Annotated in this window: 17 protein-coding genes; 10 read left to right on the top strand and 7 right to left on the bottom strand. The window is 72.7% G+C overall.

The window, feature by feature from the left end; genetic code table 11:
* Positions 1–40: 40 nt before the first annotated feature.
* A complete protein-coding gene (locus tag ABZT02_RS15500) occupies positions 41–634 on the top strand; it encodes a hypothetical protein (protein WP_356018137.1) in 594 nt (197 codons plus the stop codon).
* Between the two features lie 16 nt (positions 635–650).
* Here ABZT02_RS15500 and ABZT02_RS15495 read toward each other — a convergent pair whose 3' ends face one another.
* From ABZT02_RS15495 to ABZT02_RS15475, 5 genes are all read right to left on the bottom strand, one after another.
* The gene (locus tag ABZT02_RS15495) at positions 651–1,025 is read right to left on the bottom strand and encodes a hypothetical protein (RefSeq protein WP_356018136.1); all 375 of its coding nucleotides are present in this window, start codon (positions 1,023–1,025) and stop codon (positions 651–653) included.
* A gap of 20 nt (positions 1,026–1,045) precedes the next feature.
* Positions 1,046–1,594: a roadblock/LC7 domain-containing protein gene (locus ABZT02_RS15490; protein ID WP_356018134.1), complete on the bottom strand. Its 549-nt coding sequence runs from the start codon at positions 1,592–1,594 to the stop codon at positions 1,046–1,048.
* Positions 1,595–1,628: 34 nt separating this feature from the next.
* A complete protein-coding gene (locus ABZT02_RS15485) occupies positions 1,629–2,612 on the bottom strand; it encodes a hypothetical protein (RefSeq protein ID WP_356018132.1) in 984 nt (327 codons plus the stop codon).
* On the bottom strand, positions 2,609–3,094 hold the full coding sequence (locus tag ABZT02_RS15480) for a hypothetical protein (protein ID WP_356018130.1): 486 nt from the start codon (positions 3,092–3,094) through the stop codon (positions 2,609–2,611). Before ABZT02_RS15480 ends, ABZT02_RS15485 begins: the two co-directional genes overlap by 4 nt.
* A gap of 169 nt (positions 3,095–3,263) precedes the next feature.
* Positions 3,264–4,634, bottom strand: a complete 1,371-nt coding sequence (locus ABZT02_RS15475) for a diaminopimelate decarboxylase (protein ID WP_356018633.1) — start codon at positions 4,632–4,634, stop codon at positions 3,264–3,266.
* Between the two features lie 200 nt (positions 4,635–4,834).
* Here ABZT02_RS15475 and hutU point away from each other — a divergent pair, with 200 nt between their 5' ends.
* Genes hutU through hutI form a run of 4 tightly spaced genes read left to right on the top strand, consistent with a single transcriptional unit; the run spans position 4,835 to position 10,399 of the window.
* On the top strand, positions 4,835–6,499 hold the full coding sequence (gene hutU / locus ABZT02_RS15470) for a urocanate hydratase (protein ID WP_356018128.1): 1,665 nt from the start codon (positions 4,835–4,837) through the stop codon (positions 6,497–6,499).
* Between the two features lie 56 nt (positions 6,500–6,555).
* Positions 6,556–7,758, top strand: a complete 1,203-nt coding sequence (locus tag ABZT02_RS15465; RefSeq protein WP_356018632.1) for an allantoate amidohydrolase — start codon at positions 6,556–6,558, stop codon at positions 7,756–7,758.
* Positions 7,755–9,116, top strand: coding sequence for a formimidoylglutamate deiminase (locus tag ABZT02_RS15460; RefSeq protein ID WP_356018126.1), 1,362 nt, complete (start codon positions 7,755–7,757; stop codon positions 9,114–9,116). Before ABZT02_RS15465 ends, ABZT02_RS15460 begins: the two co-directional genes overlap by 4 nt.
* The gene (gene hutI / locus ABZT02_RS15455; protein ID WP_356018124.1) at positions 9,113–10,399 is read left to right on the top strand and encodes an imidazolonepropionase; all 1,287 of its coding nucleotides are present in this window, start codon (positions 9,113–9,115) and stop codon (positions 10,397–10,399) included. The genes ABZT02_RS15460 and hutI overlap by 4 nt, the downstream gene beginning before the upstream one ends.
* A 24-nt stretch (positions 10,400–10,423) precedes the next feature.
* On the opposite strand, the gene ABZT02_RS15450 is transcribed toward hutI, so the two are convergent.
* Positions 10,424–11,932 carry an RICIN domain-containing protein gene (locus tag ABZT02_RS15450; RefSeq protein WP_356018121.1) on the bottom strand — a complete coding sequence of 503 codons (1,509 nt, stop codon included), beginning with the start codon at positions 11,930–11,932 and terminating at the stop codon, positions 10,424–10,426.
* Between the two features lie 179 nt (positions 11,933–12,111).
* Positions 12,112–13,026, bottom strand: coding sequence for an RNA polymerase sigma factor SigF (locus ABZT02_RS15445; RefSeq protein WP_356018119.1), 915 nt, complete (start codon positions 13,024–13,026; stop codon positions 12,112–12,114).
* 238 nt (positions 13,027–13,264) lie between these two features.
* Between ABZT02_RS15445 and ABZT02_RS15440 the strand changes: the two genes are divergently transcribed.
* The 5 genes from ABZT02_RS15440 (at position 13,265) to ABZT02_RS15420 (ending at position 17,765) form a co-directional block, all read left to right on the top strand.
* Positions 13,265–13,645, top strand: a complete 381-nt coding sequence (locus tag ABZT02_RS15440; RefSeq protein ID WP_356018118.1) for an STAS domain-containing protein — start codon at positions 13,265–13,267, stop codon at positions 13,643–13,645.
* A 224-nt stretch (positions 13,646–13,869) separates the two neighbouring features.
* Positions 13,870–14,364 carry an ATP-binding protein gene (locus tag ABZT02_RS15435; RefSeq protein WP_356018115.1) on the top strand — a complete coding sequence of 165 codons (495 nt, stop codon included), beginning with the start codon at positions 13,870–13,872 and terminating at the stop codon, positions 14,362–14,364.
* Between the two features lie 132 nt (positions 14,365–14,496).
* On the top strand, positions 14,497–15,183 hold the full coding sequence (locus tag ABZT02_RS15430; RefSeq protein ID WP_356018113.1) for an LPXTG cell wall anchor domain-containing protein: 687 nt from the start codon (positions 14,497–14,499) through the stop codon (positions 15,181–15,183).
* Positions 15,184–15,390: 207 nt separating this feature from the next.
* Entirely contained in the window at positions 15,391–16,449 is a 1,059-nt protein-coding gene (locus tag ABZT02_RS15425; RefSeq protein ID WP_356018631.1) for a hypothetical protein, read from the top strand.
* A gap of 65 nt (positions 16,450–16,514) precedes the next feature.
* Complete coding sequence (locus ABZT02_RS15420) at positions 16,515–17,765, top strand: hypothetical protein (RefSeq protein ID WP_356018630.1); 1,251 nt, start codon at positions 16,515–16,517, stop codon at positions 17,763–17,765.
* Positions 17,766–17,808: the final 43 nt, after the last annotated feature.

Raw genomic sequence — 17,808 nt, 5'->3', positions numbered from 1 at the left:
CGCCCATCAGGACTGTGCCGGGACGACGAGGAGACGGGACGTGGCACACGCAGATCGCAGGGCTCAGGGGCTGGCTCGGGTGGCCGTCGTCGTGCGCGCCGGGGCCGCACCCCTGTGGTGGCTCGGAGTGTGCGCGGCGGGCGTTGGCCTGCTGATACCGGGGCTCACCGGGCGCCGGATCGGAGTGATGGCGGGCGCGGCGCTGTTCATCGTCGCCGTGGCCGTGGTGTCGTACAGCCGTCGCAGGCGGTACACGACGCTGGGGCGGGCGGCTGTCCGCGCCGGGAAGCACGACGTGCTCCAGGACCGTGCGGTCAGTGTGCGCAACTGGCGCCGCGGGCACCGGTGGTGGCTGCTGCTGGCCTGGCTGGTCGCGCTGCTGAGTTCGTTCGCGGTGCCCGTCGCGGGCGGCATGCTGCTCGCCGGGTGCGGTGCGGGCCTCGCGCTCAAGGCCGCCTGGCTGGGGCGGCGCGAGCGGGACGAGGACGCGCTGCTGTGGGTGCGGGTCGACTGGCTCGCCGCGAACGGCGGACGCCCGGCCGGAAAGGCGGTCAAGGCCTACCGCAGCACGGGTATCGCGGCGGGCGACGCGGCCCCGGGAGGAGCGCGCCGCCGCACCGCGGCACTGGTCTAGCTCCGGTGCTCCCGGGTCACACCTCCAGGTCGGCCTCGATCTGCCTCAGCTGGTGGCGGGCCATCGCGAGGTTGGAACGCTTGGCGTCCAGGACCAGGTAGAGGAAGAGGCCGTTGCCCCCGCGTCCGCTGATCAGGCGGATCAGGTGGTACTGGTCGGACAGGGTGATCAGGATGTCCTCGATCTGCGCCTTGAGGCCGAGGTGCTCCATCGTGCGCATCTTCGCGCGGACCACGTCGGTGTTGCCGGCGGCGGCCACGTTCAGGTCGAAGGTCTTGCTGCCGCCCATGGTGCCGAGCGCCATGCCGCTGGTGTAGTCGACGAGCGCGACGCCGGTCGCGCCCTCGATGGAGGCGAGAGCCTCTTTCAGCGCGGTTTCGGTGTTGGCCATGACTGTGTCTCCTCGGTTCTCTAACTTTCGGTGGTGGTACGGGCCACCGGTGGTGCGGTGGCCGTGGCACGGGTGTCCGCGGGCTTGGCCCGGGACGTGCGGGGCGCCCTGGCACGTGCCGGAGCGGGCTTCGCGGGCGCCTTCGCGATGGCTTCGGTGTGTTCGGCGGCCGCGACGGCTTCTGTGCGCTCGGCGGCCGCGCCGTCGACGAGCTCGGCGATCCGGGCGCCCGCCCGACGGCCCTCCAGATGGAGGCGGCCGACGTTGACCCGGTCCTGTGCGAGCAGCGTGACGACGGCCCCGGCGCCCGCCGCGTACGTGGCGACGTAGCCGTACACGCCCCGCACGAGCAGTTCGCGCAGGTCCCCCTGGCCGGTCGTGTCGGACAGCTGGGCGGCCAGCGCCCGGGTGGTCCCGGTGAGTGCGGCGACGGCCTGCGGATCGACGCCCGGGGTGTCCTGGGCCAGGACGAGACCGTCGGCGTCGGCCGCGAGGGCGCCGGTGAGTTGCGGCACCCGGGCTCTGAGCCGGCGCAGCTCCTCCAGGATCGCGTCCTGAGCTGCTGCCATCAGATCTCTCCTCTCGGCGCGGATCCGCTGCCGCTCAAAGGGCCTCCAGCGCATCCCTGAGCCTCTTCAGCAAGGTGATGTGGGGATCGACGTGCTCGACGGCGTCGACGGCAGCGAAGGCATCGACGGGGACACCGACATCCGGCGGACCGGGCACCGGCTCGCACTCGGGCTCGGATCCGGTGAAGGACAGCGGAGGGCAGGGCGAGACCACCCCGGCCGCCACCAGCCGCCGTACGTCCACCAGGGTGTGGAAGGCCGGGCGGCCCAGCTCGCGGGCGATCTCCGACGCCGTGCGGATGCCGTCCACGCGGGCCAGCACCGCCTGCCGCCGGGCCGGGAGCGGTGGGGGCGAGGGGCGGTGTTCCCGGGTCAGCGGCACCTCGTCCGGCAGGGCGTGGGGCCAGATGCGGTGCAGCAGGTCGCGGCGGCGCAGGGTCTCGCGCTCCAGGGCGGCGACCGGGACGGGGCGCGGGTCGCCGGGGACGTCGTCGGGTTCCCGGGGTACGCCGAGGGCCTCGTCCGTTCCGTCCCCGGTGCCGTAGCGGAAGCGGCCCGGGGTGCTGCTCGGGGCGAGGGCGAAGTACGCCGCGTCGTACAGCGCGGTCAGCCGGCACATCTCCAGGGCGCCCGGGGTGAGCAGCCCGCCCGCGACGAGCCGGCGGCCCGCCCGGTGCACGGCCTCGGCGCCGGTGAGGCGGCGGGTCCCGGTGCCGGCGCCCGCGGTGCTCGAGACGCTCTCGGCCAGGGCCTGCCGCCAGACGTCGGCGTCCAGCGTGCCGTGGGCGGCGAGGAGGACGTCGGCGCCGGGGGCGGCCGGGCTCTCGGCGTGCACCACCTTGCCGTCGGCGAGGTGCAGGGTGCCGCGCTCGCGTATCAGGATGCCGGTGGCGCGCTCGGCGGCCAGCCGGGTCAGCATCGGCGAGACACCGCCCCGGCCGCGGTCCAGGGCGGCCGTCCTGTCGCGCACCGGCAGCCGGGGCGGCGGCGGGGCGGGCGTGGTGCGGAGCGTCGTCATCCGAGCTCCAGCCGTCCGGCCATCTCACCGAGCCGGATCCGGGCCAGCGCGAGGTTGCCCTCCGCACGGGCCAGCCACAGGTGCAGGAACACGCTGCTGTCGAAGGACGTCGGCACGAACCGCAGGACGTGGTAGCTGTCACGGTTGCTGAGGATGAGGTCCTCGACCGGCGGGTCCGGCTTCTGCCCGGCGGCCTCCGCCCCGGCGGCTCCCGCCCCGGCGGTCCCGGAGCTGCCGGAGGGCCCGACCGCCCCGGAGCTGCCGGCGACCCCGACTTCCCCGGAGCTGCCGGAGGCGAAGGCGCGCTGTTCGGCGGCGAGCCGGGCGAGCTCGGCGGCCTCCGCGGCGGCCGCCTCCTGGTCGCCGCCGGGGGCTTCCCCGACGGCGCCCAGCGCCAGCCCGCTCGTCCAGTCCACCAGCGCGGCCCCCCGCGCACCCGGCAGTCGCATCGCTTCCAGCAGGCACTCGTCGATTCCCTGCACCGTGGCTCCCCTCCCGCCTGCGGTTCGGCTGAGTGACGCCGAAACTACGCAACGTGTGCGCGAGGGGTGAGGGATCTGGCATTTTCCGGTGGAACATGCTCGGGATGACTAAGGTGGGTCAACTTGCCTTGTTCCCGGGCCAATTGATCAACGGGGCCGCCGGTGCGTGTCAACTGCTCCCGGGCGCGTGGAAGGTGGTGAGTGCACCGGTGTGCGCCCCTCCGGATTCGGCCACGATCGAGGCGAGCGTCTGGGGATCCCGCACGGTCGCGAAGCGGACGCCTCCCGCATGGTCGGGGGCGAAGCCGTAAATGCCCGGCCGGGCCAGCGAGTTGTAGGCGTAGTGGTGCGCGAAGTAGTACGCGCCCGTGTCCAGCGCCGCCGCGTAGTCCCCCTGGTCGAGCAGCGGGAGCGCGCGCCCCTCGGCCAGCAGGTCGCCCGCGAAACAGGCCGGACCGGCGACGTCCTGCACCACCTCGGGCCCGCTCTTGGGCCGTCCCTTGCCGTCGTACGCCGCGATCCGCAGCGGCCACGACCCGGGTACGTACACCGTCCGCGTGGCCACCTGCACGCCCGCGTGCGTCACCGCGACCGGCCGCCCGCCCGCGCTCTTGGCGTACTCCACCCGCGCCACGATCGTGCCGTGCTTGGCCAGCAGTGACCGCCCGAACTCGGTGACCAGCCCGTACCGCCCGTCGAACAGCCCCGGCACCGCCTCCCTGAGCGCCCGCGCGTACTCGGCGTACGTCGGAGTCGTCACGTCCGACGCGAAGTTCACCGGCAGCCCGCCGCCGATGTCGATCGTGTCGATCTGCGGCCGCCCGATCCGCCGGTTGATCTCCTCGGCGAGCGCGTACGTCTCCGCGAGCCCCTGGGTCATCAGGGGCAGCGGGATGCCCTGCGAGCCGGTGTGCGCGTGCAGCCGGGAAAGCCAGGGCCGGTCGAGGTAGGCGCGCACGACCCACTCGCGCGCCCCCTCGTCCCGCAGCGCCACCCCGAACTTCGAGGTCGCCGTGGCCGTGGAGGTCGCCCCGATGGAGCCGCCCCCGACCTGCGGGTTGACCCGAATGCCGAGCGGGGAACGGCTGACGGCCGACTTCACGAGGCCGTCGATGCGGTCCAGCTCCTGCGGGTTGTCCGCGTTGACGGCGATCCCCAGCGCCAGCGCCTCTCTGAGCTCGGCCGGTGTCTTGGCGGGCGAGTCCAGGACGGTCCGGGCCGGCGAGAGCCCCGCCGCCCGCGCCAGCGCGAGTTCGCCCGGGCTCGCCACCTCCGCGCCGATGTCCTCCTCGCGCAGCAGCCGCAGCACCGGAACCAGCGGGGTCGCCTTCACCGCGAACGCGTGCAGTACCGGGGTACCGGGTGCGGTGACCTCGTCGAAGGCCGCGCGGAGCTCGGCCGCCGACTCCCGGATGCCGGTGACGTCCAGAAGCCCGACGATGGGGGAGTCCGGCCCCAGCAGGCCCTGCTCCACGGCCGCCCGCACCGCCTCGTCCCGGCGGGCGGCCCGCCCTTCGCCGGTGGTGCCGTACTCGTCCATCACGTCCCCGTCCTGCTCGTCACCGCGTCCGGGACGTCCGGCCGAACACAACGGGCGAACATCCCTGTCCTGAAACATCACTGTCCTACCGATGCTGACGCGAGAACGTATTGACTAGTTCTATTCAGAAAGCCAGGATGTGAATATCGGCAGCAACAACCCCCAGCGATGATCCGCAGCAGAGTCCCAGGAGGCAGACCATGTCAGGACCCCGCCCCGTCCGAGCGCCGCGCGGTACGGAACTGAGCGCCCTGGGATGGCAGCAGGAAGCCGCCCTACGGATGCTGCAGAACAACCTCGACCCGGAGGTCGCCGAGCACCCCGACCAGCTCGTCGTCTACGGCGGCACCGGCAAGGCCGCCCGTGACTGGCGTTCCTTCGACGCCATGGTCCGCACGCTGCGCACCCTCAAGCAGGACGAGACGATGCTGGTCCAGTCCGGCCGCCCCGTCGGCGTCATGCAGACCCACGAGTGGGCCCCGCGCGTCCTGATCGCCAACTCCAACCTCGTCGGCGACTGGGCCAACTGGGAGGAGTTCCGCCGCCTGGAGGCCCTCGGTCTGACCATGTACGGCCAGATGACCGCCGGTTCCTGGATCTACATCGGCACCCAGGGCATCCTCCAGGGCACCTACGAGACCTTCTCCGCCGTCGCCGCGAAGAAGTTCGGCGGCACCCTGGCCGGGACGATCACCCTCACCGCCGGTCTCGGCGGCATGGGCGGCGCCCAGCCCCTCGCGGTCACCATGAACGACGGCGTCGCGATCTGTATCGACTGTGACCCCCGCGCCATCGAGCGGCGCATCGAGCACCGCTACCTGGACGTGAAGGCCGACAGCCTGGAGCACGCGCTCCAGCTGGCCGTCGAGGCCCGTGACGCCCGCCGGCCGCTCTCCATCGGCCTGCTGGGCAACGCCGCCGAACTGCTGCCGCGCATGCTCGCCGAGGGCGCGCCCATCGACATCGTCACCGACCAGACCTCCGCGCACGACCCGCTGGCGTACCTGCCGGTCGGCGTCGACTTCGACGACATGGCGTCCGCCGCGGCCAAGGACCCGGCCGGGTTCACCGTGCGCGCCCGTGAGTCGATGGCCCGCCATGTCGAGGCCATGGTCGGCTTCATGGACGCCGGCGCCGAGGTCTTCGACTACGGCAACTCGATCCGCGGCGAGGCCCGACTCGCCGGGTACGACCGGGCGTTCGCCTTCCCCGGCTTCGTCCCCGCCTACATCCGCCCGCTGTTCTGCGAGGGCAAGGGCCCCTTCCGTTGGGCCGCGCTGTCCGGTGAGGCCTCCGACATCGCCAAGACCGACAAGGCGATGCTGGAGCTGTTCCCCGAGAACGAGTCCCTCGCCCGCTGGATCAAGATGGCCGGGGAACGAGTCCACTTCCAGGGCCTGCCCGCCCGCATCTGCTGGCTCGGCTACGGCGAGCGCGACAAGGCCGGCGAGCGGTTCAACGACATGGTGGCGAGCGGGGAGCTGGCGGCACCGCTGGCCATCGGGCGCGACCACCTGGACGCCGGGTCCGTCGCCTCCCCCTACCGGGAGACCGAGGCCATGCTCGACGGGTCCGACGCGATCGCCGACTGGCCGCTGCTGAACGCCATGGTCAACGTGGCTTCGGGCGCCTCCTGGGTGTCGATCCACCACGGCGGCGGTGTCGGCATGGGGCGGTCCCTCCACGCCGGGCAGGTGACGGTGGCCGACGGTACGAAGCTGGGCGGCGAGAAGGTCCGGCGGGTGCTGACGAACGACCCGGGCATGGGCGTCATCCGGCACGTGGACGCCGGGTACGACATCGCGGAGTCCGTCGCCGACGAGCGGGGCGTGCGGGTCCCGATGCGCGAGGGTGACTCGGCGTGACGCAGCGCGGCAACTCCGGAACGGTCCAGAGCCACGGCACCGCCTCCTTCCACGAGATGTGGCGCGAGCTGCTCCCCGTCGGCCGGCACCCCGACTCCCACGGCTACCGGCGCTTCGCCTGGACCGGGGCCGACACCGAATGCCGGGCCTGGTTCAAGGAGCAGGCCGAGGCCCGCGGACTGACCTACGAGGTCGACCGCAACGGCAACCAGTGGGCCTGGCTCGGAGACCCCGCTCAGGGCGACGCCGTCGTCACCGGGTCGCACCTCGACTCCGTACCCGACGGGGGCGCCTTCGACGGACCCCTCGGAGTGGTGTCCTCCTTCGGCGCGCTCGACGAACTCCGGGCGCGGCGGGCGGAGTTCGCGAGGCCCCTCGCCGTCGTCAACTTCGGCGACGAGGAGGGCGCCCGCTTCGGGCTCGCCTGCGTCGGGTCGCGGCTCACCGCCGGGCAGCTCACCGTCGAGCAGGCACACCGGCTGACCGACGGGGAAGGGGTGACGCTCCCGCGGGCCATGGAGGCCGCCGGCCACGACCCCGACGGCATCGGAGCCGACCCGGAGCGGCTCGCCCGCATCGGCGCCTTCGTCGAGCTGCACGTCGAGCAGGGCAGGGCGCTGGACCTCTCCGGCGACCGGCTCGGGATCGCGAGCGCCATCTGGCCGCACGGCCGCTGGCGGTTCGACTTCCGGGGCGAGGCCAACCACGCCGGAACCACCCGCCTCATGGACCGGCGCGACCCCATGCTGCCGTACGCCGAGACCGTGCTGGCGGCCCGCCGCGAGGCCGAACTCGCCGGTGCCGTCGCGACCTTCGGCAAGATCGCCGTCGAGCCGAACGGCGTCAACGCCATCCCCTCCCTGGTGCGCGGCTGGCTCGACTCCCGCGCCGCCGACCAGGAGAGCCTCGACCAGGTGGTCGGCGGCGTCGAGAAGGCGGCCAGGGAGTACGCGGAGGCCCACGGTATCGACCTCGACGTGGTCCGGGAGTCCTTCACCCCCGTCGTCGAGTTCGACCACGCCCTGCGCGACGAACTCGCCCGCATCCTGGGCACCGGCACCGATCTCAGGGTGCCCGTCCTGGGAACCGGCGCGGGACACGACGCGGGAATCCTCTCCGGGAACATCCCGACCGCCATGCTGTTCGTGCGCAACCCCACCGGCGTCTCGCACTCCCCGGCGGAGTTCGCCGCCGAGGACGACTGCGTGGCCGGAGTCCTCGCGCTCGCCGACGTACTGGAAGGGCTGGCCTGCAGGTGACAGAGAAGACCTACTGGCTGGAGCACGCCTGGCTCGGAACCCACGTCGAGCCGGGTGTGGCCGTGACGGTGTCGACAGGCGGCTCCGCCGCGGGGGCGGACGGCCGCGTCGCCGCCGTCCGCACGGACACCGGCACCCCGCCCCCCGGCGCCGAGATCCTGCGCGGCCTGACCCTGCCGGGACTGGCGAACACCCACTCGCACGCCTTCCACCGGGCCCTGCGCGGCACCGTCCAGGTCGGCTCCGGGACCTTCTGGACCTGGCGCGAGGTCATGTACTCGGTCGCCGACAGGCTGACCCCGCAGACGTACTACGCCCTCGCCCGTGCCGTGTACGCGGAGATGGCGCTGGCGGGCGTGACGGCGGTCGGTGAGTTCCACTACCTGCACCACGCCCCCGGCGGCACGCCCTACGCCGACCCCAACGCCATGGGCGAGGCGCTGATCGAGGCCGCCGCCGACGCCGGTGTCCGCATCACCCTCCTCGACACCGCCTACCTCTCCTCCGGCTTCGGACAGCCGCCCAACGCCCACCAGCTGCGCTTCTCCGACGGGACGGCCCAGGAATGGGCCGAACGCTGTTCAGTTCTCAAGGACCGGGATCACGCGAGGATCGGTGCGGCGATCCACTCGGTACGGGCCGTGCCCGCCGACCAGTTGGCGACCGTGGCACGCTGGGCCGAGGAGCGGCGGGCCCCGCTCCACGTCCACCTGTCCGAGCAGACCGCCGAGAACGACGCCTGCCGCGAGGCCCACGGGTGCACGCCGACCCGGCTGCTCGCCGAGCACGGAGTCCTCGGGCCGCGCACCACCGGCGTCCACAACACCCACCTCACCGACGAGGACATCGCACTGATCGGCGGCAGCGGCACCGGCACCTGCATGTGCCCGACGACCGAGCGGGACCTCGCCGACGGCATCGGCCCGGCCGTGGCCCTCCAGCGTGCGGGCTCACCGCTGTCCCTCGGCTCCGACAGCCACGCCGTCATCGACCTGCTCGAAGAGGCACGCGCGATGGAGCTCGACGAGCGCCTGCGCACCCGCAGGCGAGGTCACTGGACGGCGGCGGCCCTCCTGCGGGCTGCCTCGGCCGACGGCCACGCGGCCCTCGGCTGGGACGGCGCGGGCACCCTGGAGCCGGGCGCGCTGGCCGACTTCACCACCATCGCCCTCGACTCGGTCAGGACGGCAGGGCCGCCTCCGCGGCTCGGGGCCGAGACGGCCGTATTCGCCGCGTCGGCAGCAGACGTGTCGCACACGGTCGTGGGAGGCCGGCACGTCGTACGGGACGGGGTCCACGCGCTCGTGCCGGATGTGCCGAAAGCCCTCGCGGACGCCGTCGCAGCGCTGCACGGATGACTCCGGGCAGCACACCCCCACGGCCCGCCCCCGAACCCGCCCCCACCGCCGACCAGGCCACCGAGGACGCCATGAGCAACGCGACGACCGTCAGCCCCGCCCACTCCGCGAGCACCGCGAGCACGCTCATCACCAACATCGCCGCTCTGGTCACCAACGACCCCTCCCTTGACGGATCCCCCCTTGGACTGATCCAGGACGCCGCCGTCGCCATCGAGGGCGACCGCGTCGTGTGGACCGGTGATCAAAGCAAAGCACCCGCCACTGACAATCGGGTCGACGCGAGCGGCCGGGCGGTGATCCCCGGCTTCGTCGACTCCCACAGCCACCTCGTCTTCGCGGGCGACCGCACCCAGGAGTTCAACGCCCGTATGTCCGGGCGGCCCTACAGCGCGGGCGGCATCCGTACGACGGTCGCGGCGACGCGGGCGGCGAGCGACGAGGAACTCGAACGCGGGCTCACCCACTACCTCGCCGAGGCCCTGAGCCAGGGCACGACGACCTTCGAGACCAAGTCCGGCTACGGCCTGACCGTCGAGGACGAGGCGAGGGCCCTGCGCATCGCCGCCGCCCACACCGACGAGGTCACCTACCTCGGCGCCCACATCGTGTCCCCGGACTATGCGGACGACCCGGCCGGTTACGTCGCCCTCGTCACCGGCGAGATGCTCGACGCCTGCGCCCCCTACGCCCGTTGGATCGACGTCTTCTGCGAGAAGGGCGCCTTCGACGGCGACCAGGCCCGCGCGATCCTCACGGCGGGCAGGGCGAGGGGCCTGCACCCCCGCATCCACGCCAACCAGCTGTCCTACGGCCCCGGCGTCCAGCTGGCCGTCGAGCTGGACGCCGCCAGCGCCGACCACTGCACCCACCTCACCGCCGAGGACGTCGACGCCCTGGCGAACAGCCGTACGGTCGCCACGCTGCTGCCCGGCGCGGAGTTCTCCACGCGCGCCGAGTGGCCGGACGCCCGCCGCCTCCTGGACGCCGGCGTCACCGTCGCCCTGTCCACGGACTGCAACCCGGGCTCCTCCTTCACCTCCTCGGTCCCCTTCTGCATCGCCCTCGCGGTACGTGACATGCGGATGACCCCGGACGAGGCCCTCTGGTCGGCCACGGCCGGCGGAGCGGCCGCCCTCCGCCGCGACGACATCGGCCGCCTCACCCCGGGCGCCTACGCCGACCTGATCCTCCTGGACGCCCCGAGCCACGTACACCTGGCGTACCGGCCGGGGGTGCCGCTGGTCGGCGGGGTGTGGCGGCGAGGCACCCGCGTGGCCTGAGCCACGAGCACGAGCCGGCCGCGACTACGACGCCCCCGCCCGCCACCGCTGCCCCGCACCCCCCGTCAGCGGCTCCAGCGAGACCCCGTCCCCGCCTCCCGGTGTCACCCCCGTCGCGATGGCGATCGCCGGGCGGATCACTCCGTCGGGGTCGACCGTGAAGCGCAGGTTGTCGCCGTTGCGGCCCTCGACCGAGTCGCAGGGCCAGATGCCGAGGCCCTTGTCCACGTCGCCGCGGCTGTCCAGGCAGAAGTCGGGGTCGGCGTACGACTGGAGGACACCGCGGCCGGTGTCGACGCGCCAGCGCTGGGAGGCGGCCGGGGTGCAGGGGGCGGTGACCACGTCCGTGCCCTCGGCGAAGTCGCCGGAGACGTCCAGGCAGCGGGCTGTGGAGACGTTGACCACCTGGGCGTAGGCGTCGCTCGGCGGGCGGAAGGGGGGAGGCGTCTTCCGGGGCGGCGCCGAACTCCTCGTCGGGGAGGGCGAGGGCGAGGGCGACCTGCTCGTGGCGGACGCGGAAGGGGAGGGCGAGGGCGAGACCGTGGTCGTCACCGTCACCCGCGGTGGGGCCGGCAGCGCCCCGCTCACGGAGGCCGAGGCCGAGGCCGACGCGTCCGCCGGAGGGCCGTCCTCCCCTGACACCAGGAACAGCAGCAGCGGCACCACGGCCACCCCCAGGGCCGCCGAGGCCAGGACGAGCCGCCGCGGGCGCGGCCAGGTGCCGGACGGGGTACGGGATCCCGCCCGTGGCCGGGTCTCCGGCTCGGCCGGGCTCCGCCCCGCGTACGCCGTCCCGCCCCATGGCAGCAGCCCCTCCGCCAGTGCCGCCCGCGGAGTGTCCCGCAACGCGCACAGCTCCTCGTGGGCCGCCGTGCAGTGCGGGCAGCGGGCCATGTGGGTGTGCAGGTCGGTGCTGGGGCGGGGGCTGTCGGGTCGTACGGACTCCTCGATGAGGCGGCGGAAGTCCGCGCACCGGGGGTCGTCCGAGGCAGCGAGGCGGTACCGGAGCGACGTCCGGGCCAGGGCGTGCAGGGCGCCCTCCGTGCCGTGGACCACGTCCTCGCGGGTGAGGCCCAGGTGGTCGGCGGTGCGGTACTCCGGCTCGCTTTCCACCAGGCCGTACCAGACGAGGCCCTGGGCGCGGGCCGGCAGGGACTCGAAGGCGGCGAGCATGGGCGGCACCGGACCACCGGGCCCCGCCGTGTTCAGGAGCAGCAGGACGCTCGGGTCCACGCCCGCCGCCCGGTCGTCCCCGGCCCACTCCGCCGCCGACCGGGCCGTCAGCAGCAGGAGCCGGTGGCGCCACGGCACGCCGGGGTCGATCCCGCGGGCCGTGTCCCGGGCGGCGAGGGTGAAGGTCTGCGCGGCCAGTTGCCGGGCGGCGGACTCCCCGGCCGTGCAGAGCCGGGCGTAGGCGAGGACCGAGGGCTGGTGGCGGGCGCGGAGCTCCAGCAGGGCCGCGTACGCCGTGGCCGTGTCGGCGCGCAGCAGCTCCGTGAGCCGGGCGTCGGACGCCCCGTCGGGGCGAGTCATGCGCACCCTCCTCCTGACGTACCGGCCAGTCTGTGAGGGACCATAGTGGGGGAAGCCAACCCTTGGGGAAAGGGTTTCGCCGGGTAATCAAGCCGGGTGCTCAAGAGGTGCCGCGGACGCACGGTGCCCGGTGTCCCACCGGACACCGGGCACACGCGCAGGTCAGCAGTGCCGACGCGTCACTCCTCGACGGTCAGGCCCTTCCGCAGTCGCACCAGGGTGCGCGACAGCAGTCGCGAGACATGCATCTGCGAGATGCCGAGCTCCTCGCCGATCTCCGACTGGGTCATGCCCGCGACGAAGCGCAGCGAGAGGATCTGGCGGTCCCGGGAGGGGAGTTCGGCGATGAGCGGCTTCAGGGACTCGACGTACTCGATGCCCTCGAGCCCGTGGTCCTCGTAACCGATCCGGTCGGCCAGCGCGCCCTCGGAGTCGTCCTCCTCGGGCTGGGCGTCCAGTGAGGAGGCGGTGTACGCGTTGGACGCCGCCATGCCCTCGACGACCTCCTCCTTCGACAACCCGAGGCGTTCGGCGAGCTCGCCCACGGTGGGGGCGCGGTCGAGCTTCTGGGCCAGCTCGTCGCCGGCCTTGGCCAGGTCGAGCCGGAGTTCCTGGAGGCGGCGCGGCACCCGCACCGACCAGGACGTGTCGCGGAAGAAACGCTTGATCTCACCCACGATGGTTGGCATCGCGAAGGTGGGGAACTCCACACCCCGGCTGAGTTCGAAGCGGTCGATCGCCTTGATCAGGCCGATGGTGCCGACCTGGATGATGTCCTCCATCGGCTCACTGCGGGAGCGGAAACGGGAGGCGGCGAACTTGACCAGAGCGAGGTTCAGTTCGACGAGCGTGTTGCGGACGTACGAATACTCGTGCGTGCCCTCCTCCAGCGACTCCAGCCGCGCGAAGAGGGTCTTGGAGAGGGCTCGCGCGTCCACGGCCCCCACCTCTTCGAAGGGCGGAATGTCCGGAAGCCCGGCGAGCACATCGCCTTCGCTGCCCTGCTCGATGGGATTCAGATGTTCCGGGGGGGATGTCGACGTCGCCTGAGGGGTATGCGAGGCGTCGAGCCGGGGTGACATGATGTCCTCCATCGTTCTCGGCATAAGGCTGCCGAAGCCAGTTCGTGCACTGCGGTGTGCGGCGCCTCCAAAGCCGGCCGTGTCGAGTTCGTGTCTCTACTAGCCCTACCCGGTTTCCCGACAGGACCGCAAGTGTGTTCTGTGCGGTTATGTCCGTTTGTGAATGATTGTTCGGGTGTCGGAGGGTGTGGAGAAGGCGTAGTGTTCGAGGGCGTCATCAGCAGCCACGACGTCGGGAGAGAGAGACGGCATGGACCGCGGGACGGTCGGCAGCGCACAGTCTGGCCGGCTTCTGGTTGAGGTGCGGCAAGAGGGCTCCAGTGCCGTCGTGACTCCAGCAGGTGAGTTGGATCACCACACGGCCGATTTGTTGCGTGAGCCACTCGAGGAGTGCCTCGCCAAGGGGAAGAGCCGGCTTGTCGTCGACTGCACACGGCTGGAGTTCTGTGACTCCACCGGACTGAATGTGCTGCTGGGGGCACGGCTGAAAGCCGAGGCGGCGGGGGGTGGCGTACATCTTGCGGGCATGCTGCCCGTCGTGGCACGGGTCTTCGAGATCACGGGGGCCGACGCGGTCTTCACCGTGCACGACACGCTGGAGGAGGCCCTGGCCGGCGAGTCCGGCGACTGAGGCGGCGGTCGGGTGGCGGCCCCGGGGGCCCCGCTCGTGTCCCGTTCGTCTCGTCCTGCCGGTGTCCACCGGGTGTCACACCTCTCGTGGCGGACATACGTCCCGAATGGAGGGGTGTTCTACCGGTCCGCTCGGGCAGGAGACATCCGTAACGACTGTTCGGTGAGCGACCATGCAGTGACCTTGTGAATCGTGAACCGGTGAATCGGTGAGGTGAAGCGCTGATGAGCACCACCCGGCCCTACTCGCCGGGCGACCGTGACCCGGAGCCCGGCGTGGAGCCTGGCGGCGAGGCAGGGGTGCCGACGGGACGGCAGGTCCGCCGGCTGAGCTTCGAGGGGGAGAGTGGGGTCGTCCCGCTCGCGCGCGACTTCACCCGGCAGGCGTTGCAGGCGTGGGGGTGGCTGCCGGCGGCGTCCGCGGACCGGCGGGCCGTGACGGAGGACGTGCTCCTCGTCGTCTCCGAGCTGGTGACGAACGCGTGTCTCCATGCGGAGGGCCCGGACCAGATGTGGATCTCCAGCGACAACAAGGTGATCCGGGTCGAGGTCTCGGACCGGGGCACCGGACAGCCCGCGCCACGCACTCCGCACCAAGCGGGCCGGCCCGGCGGGCACGGCATGTTCATCGTGCAGCGGCTCTCCCTGGACTGGGGGGTCGTACGGGCTCCCGGGGTGTCCGGCAAGACCGTGTGGGCGGAGCTCGGAGCACCCGCCTAGCCGCCCTCCGGCGCTCTTCTGCCGTCGTCCCCACAGTTCCGACACTTACTTTCTCTTCCTTCCTCTGGTGCCCCGGCGTACCTTGACGGCCGATCTGATGTGCCGTCAGGAACGAGTAAGGGGAGCGGAACCGTGTCGTACCCGAAACGAACCGCCGCGCTCGCGTCCGTCGCGGCTCTGGCCGGCTCGGCGGTGCTGATGGCCGCCCCCGCTGCCCTTGCCGAGGTCGTGAACGTCAACTACCAGTGCAAGACGCCCATCGGTGACAAGAGCGCCGTCTCGCCCATCGACATCACGGGCGTCAAGAGCGGCGGCGGCTACAGGATCACCATGTCCTGGCAGAAGGGCGTCTCCTCCAGCCCGGTCGATCTCGGCAAGGGCGCGATGAACCCGAGTGCCACCATCAGGCTGGGCGGCGCGGACAGCGGGACGATGAACGTCACGGGCCCCGCCAACCAGGCGACCGTCCCCGCCAACACCCCCATCAAGATCAACGACCTGACCGGGACGTACACCCCGAAGAAGTCCGGCAAGGTCACCTTCACCCCGGGCGTCCTCACCATCAGGGCGCTCGGTACGACCACCACCTGCACGCCGACCAACAGCCCCGGCGCCGCACTGACCCTCGACGCCGCCGCCTCGGGCTCCTCCGGCGGCGGCACCCGAAGCGACAGCGGCTCCGGCGCCGCGCTCCCGCAGACCGGCCCCGAGGACTCGGCGATCGCCCTCGGCACGCTCGGCGGCACGGTGCTGCTCGCCGGCGCCGCGGGCACGCTGTGGCTGACCCGGCGCAACCAGGCGGCCCGCGCGCGCCACTGAACGGCCCGGTTCCGCGCTCGTACGACAGCCGAGGCGTGCCGGTCACGCCCCAACGGCGCGGCGGCCGGGGGCGGTTGCTTCGCCGTACGGCGGCCAAGGCGTCGTACGACCCGGTCCCCCTGCGGACCCCGCCCGATCCCCGTGTACGGAAGCAGAGTTGACGGGAGCGACGACGTGAGCCCGAGCGGCAAGGTGCGGTGGGCGGCGATGCCGGCGGTGCTCGCGCTGCTGCTCGTGCCCCTGGCGGGGACGGCGGCCGCCGCGGACAGGCCGAGTGTGAAGCTGTCCACGTCCCAGGCGGGGACGGGCGGTTCGATCACCGTGAGCGGCAGCGGATGGCGTGCGCGGGCGCTGCTGATGATCCTGGTCTGCGGACAGGCGGTGCCGTCGCGCGGGGTACCGGGCGGCACCAACTCCTGCGCCAACGCGGACGGCCGGGCCGTCACCACGGACGCCGAAGGGCGCTTCAGCAAGATGCTGCCCGTCGCCGAGCCACCGGTGCCCTGTCCCTGCGTGGTGCACGTGGCCACGGTGACCGGGGCGAAGGCCGAGGCCGACGCGATCTTCCAGGTGGCCGGGCACGCCGTGGAGCCGCTGCCCGCGCAGCGCGACGGCGGGCGGCTGTCCGTCCTCACCGACACCCGGCTCGACGGCTCCGGCTCCCTGCTGACCTGGTTCGGGGCGCCCCCCGCCCGCACCCTCGTGTTCACCGTCGGAAACGTCGGCACCTCCGACGTCAAGAACCCCGTCTTCCAAGTCGGCACCGCGCATGGCGTGTTCGCCCCGCAGTGGGAGGAACAGCAGTGGCGCGGCACGATCCGGCCGGGCGGGAAGGCGCGGATAGAACTGCCCGTCGAACTCACGGGCGGCGCGCACGGCGAGTACACCGTCTCGCTGAAGTACGGCGGCAAGGTGCTGGCCGAGCAGCCCTGGGACGTGGGCCGGCCCTGGGGCGTGACCCTGTTCTGGGTCCTGGTCTGCCTGGTCGTGCCGGCGGCACTGTTCCGCATCGGCATGGCGGTGGTGGACCGGGTACGGCCCCGGCCCGCCGGAGGCCTGCGGCACCGCGGCCTGCGACTGCCCGAACTCGCCCTGCGCCTGCCGGGGTTCAGGCCCTCCACGGCCGCACACGCGGCCACCCCGACGTCCACCCTGCCGTGGTTCGCCCCGGACGCCGATCCGGGCGCGGCCGGTGGCCGGCTCTCCGCACCGCACGACGACAGCCCGACGAGTCCCACGACTCCCACCAGAGAGGGTTCCACGTGAGCAAGCGAAGGAGAGTCACACCGGCCGGCGGGCCGAGAAGAGCGGGCGCGGCCGGTGCGGCGCTGGTGCTGGCCGGGGCGGGCGTGGTGCTCGGCCTCGCCGCCGGACCCGCCCAGGCCGCCGAGGTGTCGTTCGCGACCCGGTGCGTGCCGCCCGCGGGCGTCGGGCTCGACCCCGTCAACGGCACCACCAAGGTCGAGATCACGGCGCCCGCCGACGCGAAGGTCGGGGACGAGATCGACGTGGTGTGGAAGTTCACCCAGGCCGCTTCCAAGAACCCGAACATCATCGACCTGCCCGCGAATTCGGTCCAGCCGACCGGCACGTTGAAGGCCTCCGGCGCGCAGAGCGCCGACATCGCGATGACCGGCCCGCGCGAGAACCCGGCCATCCCCAAGGGCGGCGACATGGTGCTGTCCGACATGAAGGGCACGCTGAAGCTCACGGCCGCCGGCACCGTCACGCTGACGCCGGGCGCCTACACGGTGAACGCGATGGGGACGAACACGGTGTGCACGCCGACGGAGACGGTGCCGGCGGCGGGCACGATCGATGTGGCCGCGGGGGGCGGTACACCGACACCGACCCCGACCCCGGATCCGACGGACACCGCCACCCCCACGTCGACCCCGACCCCGACCGACTCGGCCACGGCGACCCCGAGCACCTCCCCGTCCTCCTCCGACGGCGGCCAGACCGACTTCACCGGCAAGGCCGTCGACATCCCCTACACCTGCCAGTCGCCCCTCGGTGAGAAGAAGGCCACCTCCACGATCCAGATCAACGCCAAGAAGAGCGGCGGCAGTTACGGCCTGACCGTGCAGTTCAAGAACTCACCCATGGACAGCCCCGCCGACATCCCCGCGGACTCGGTCAAGCCCTCCATGGACGTGGTCCTGAGCGGTGCCGACAAGGGCTCGGTCCACGTCGAGGGCCCCACCAACTCCGAGGCCATCAAGTCGGGCGACCCGATAGAGATCCCGGACATGACGGGCACGTACAAGCCGGGCGCGACCGGGGAGTCGACGCTGTCGCCGGGTGTTCTGACGATCAAGGCCCTGGGCACGACGACCACCTGCAAGCCGGACAGCACGGCGGTCTCCCTGACGCTGACCACCGAGGAGCAGGAGGGCGGCGCGTCGGGTGGCTCGTCGTCCTCCGGCGGTACGTCGTCGGGCGGGTCGACGAGCGGCGGCCTGGCCGCCACCGGCGCGGACGACCATGCGGCGTTGAAGGCGCTGGGTCTGGTGGCAGGGACGGCACTGCTGCTGGGCGGCGCGATCTTCACGTTCATGCCCGGGCGCAGGAGGCTCTGAGGGGCGCGCGGACCGAGCACGGTACGGAGGCCGACGGGGCGTC

The organism is Streptomyces sp. NPDC005402, from assembly GCF_040606575.1.
Classification (GTDB): domain Bacteria; phylum Actinomycetota; class Actinomycetes; order Streptomycetales; family Streptomycetaceae; genus Streptomyces.
This window is presented reverse-complemented; position numbering and strand designations above follow the sequence as displayed.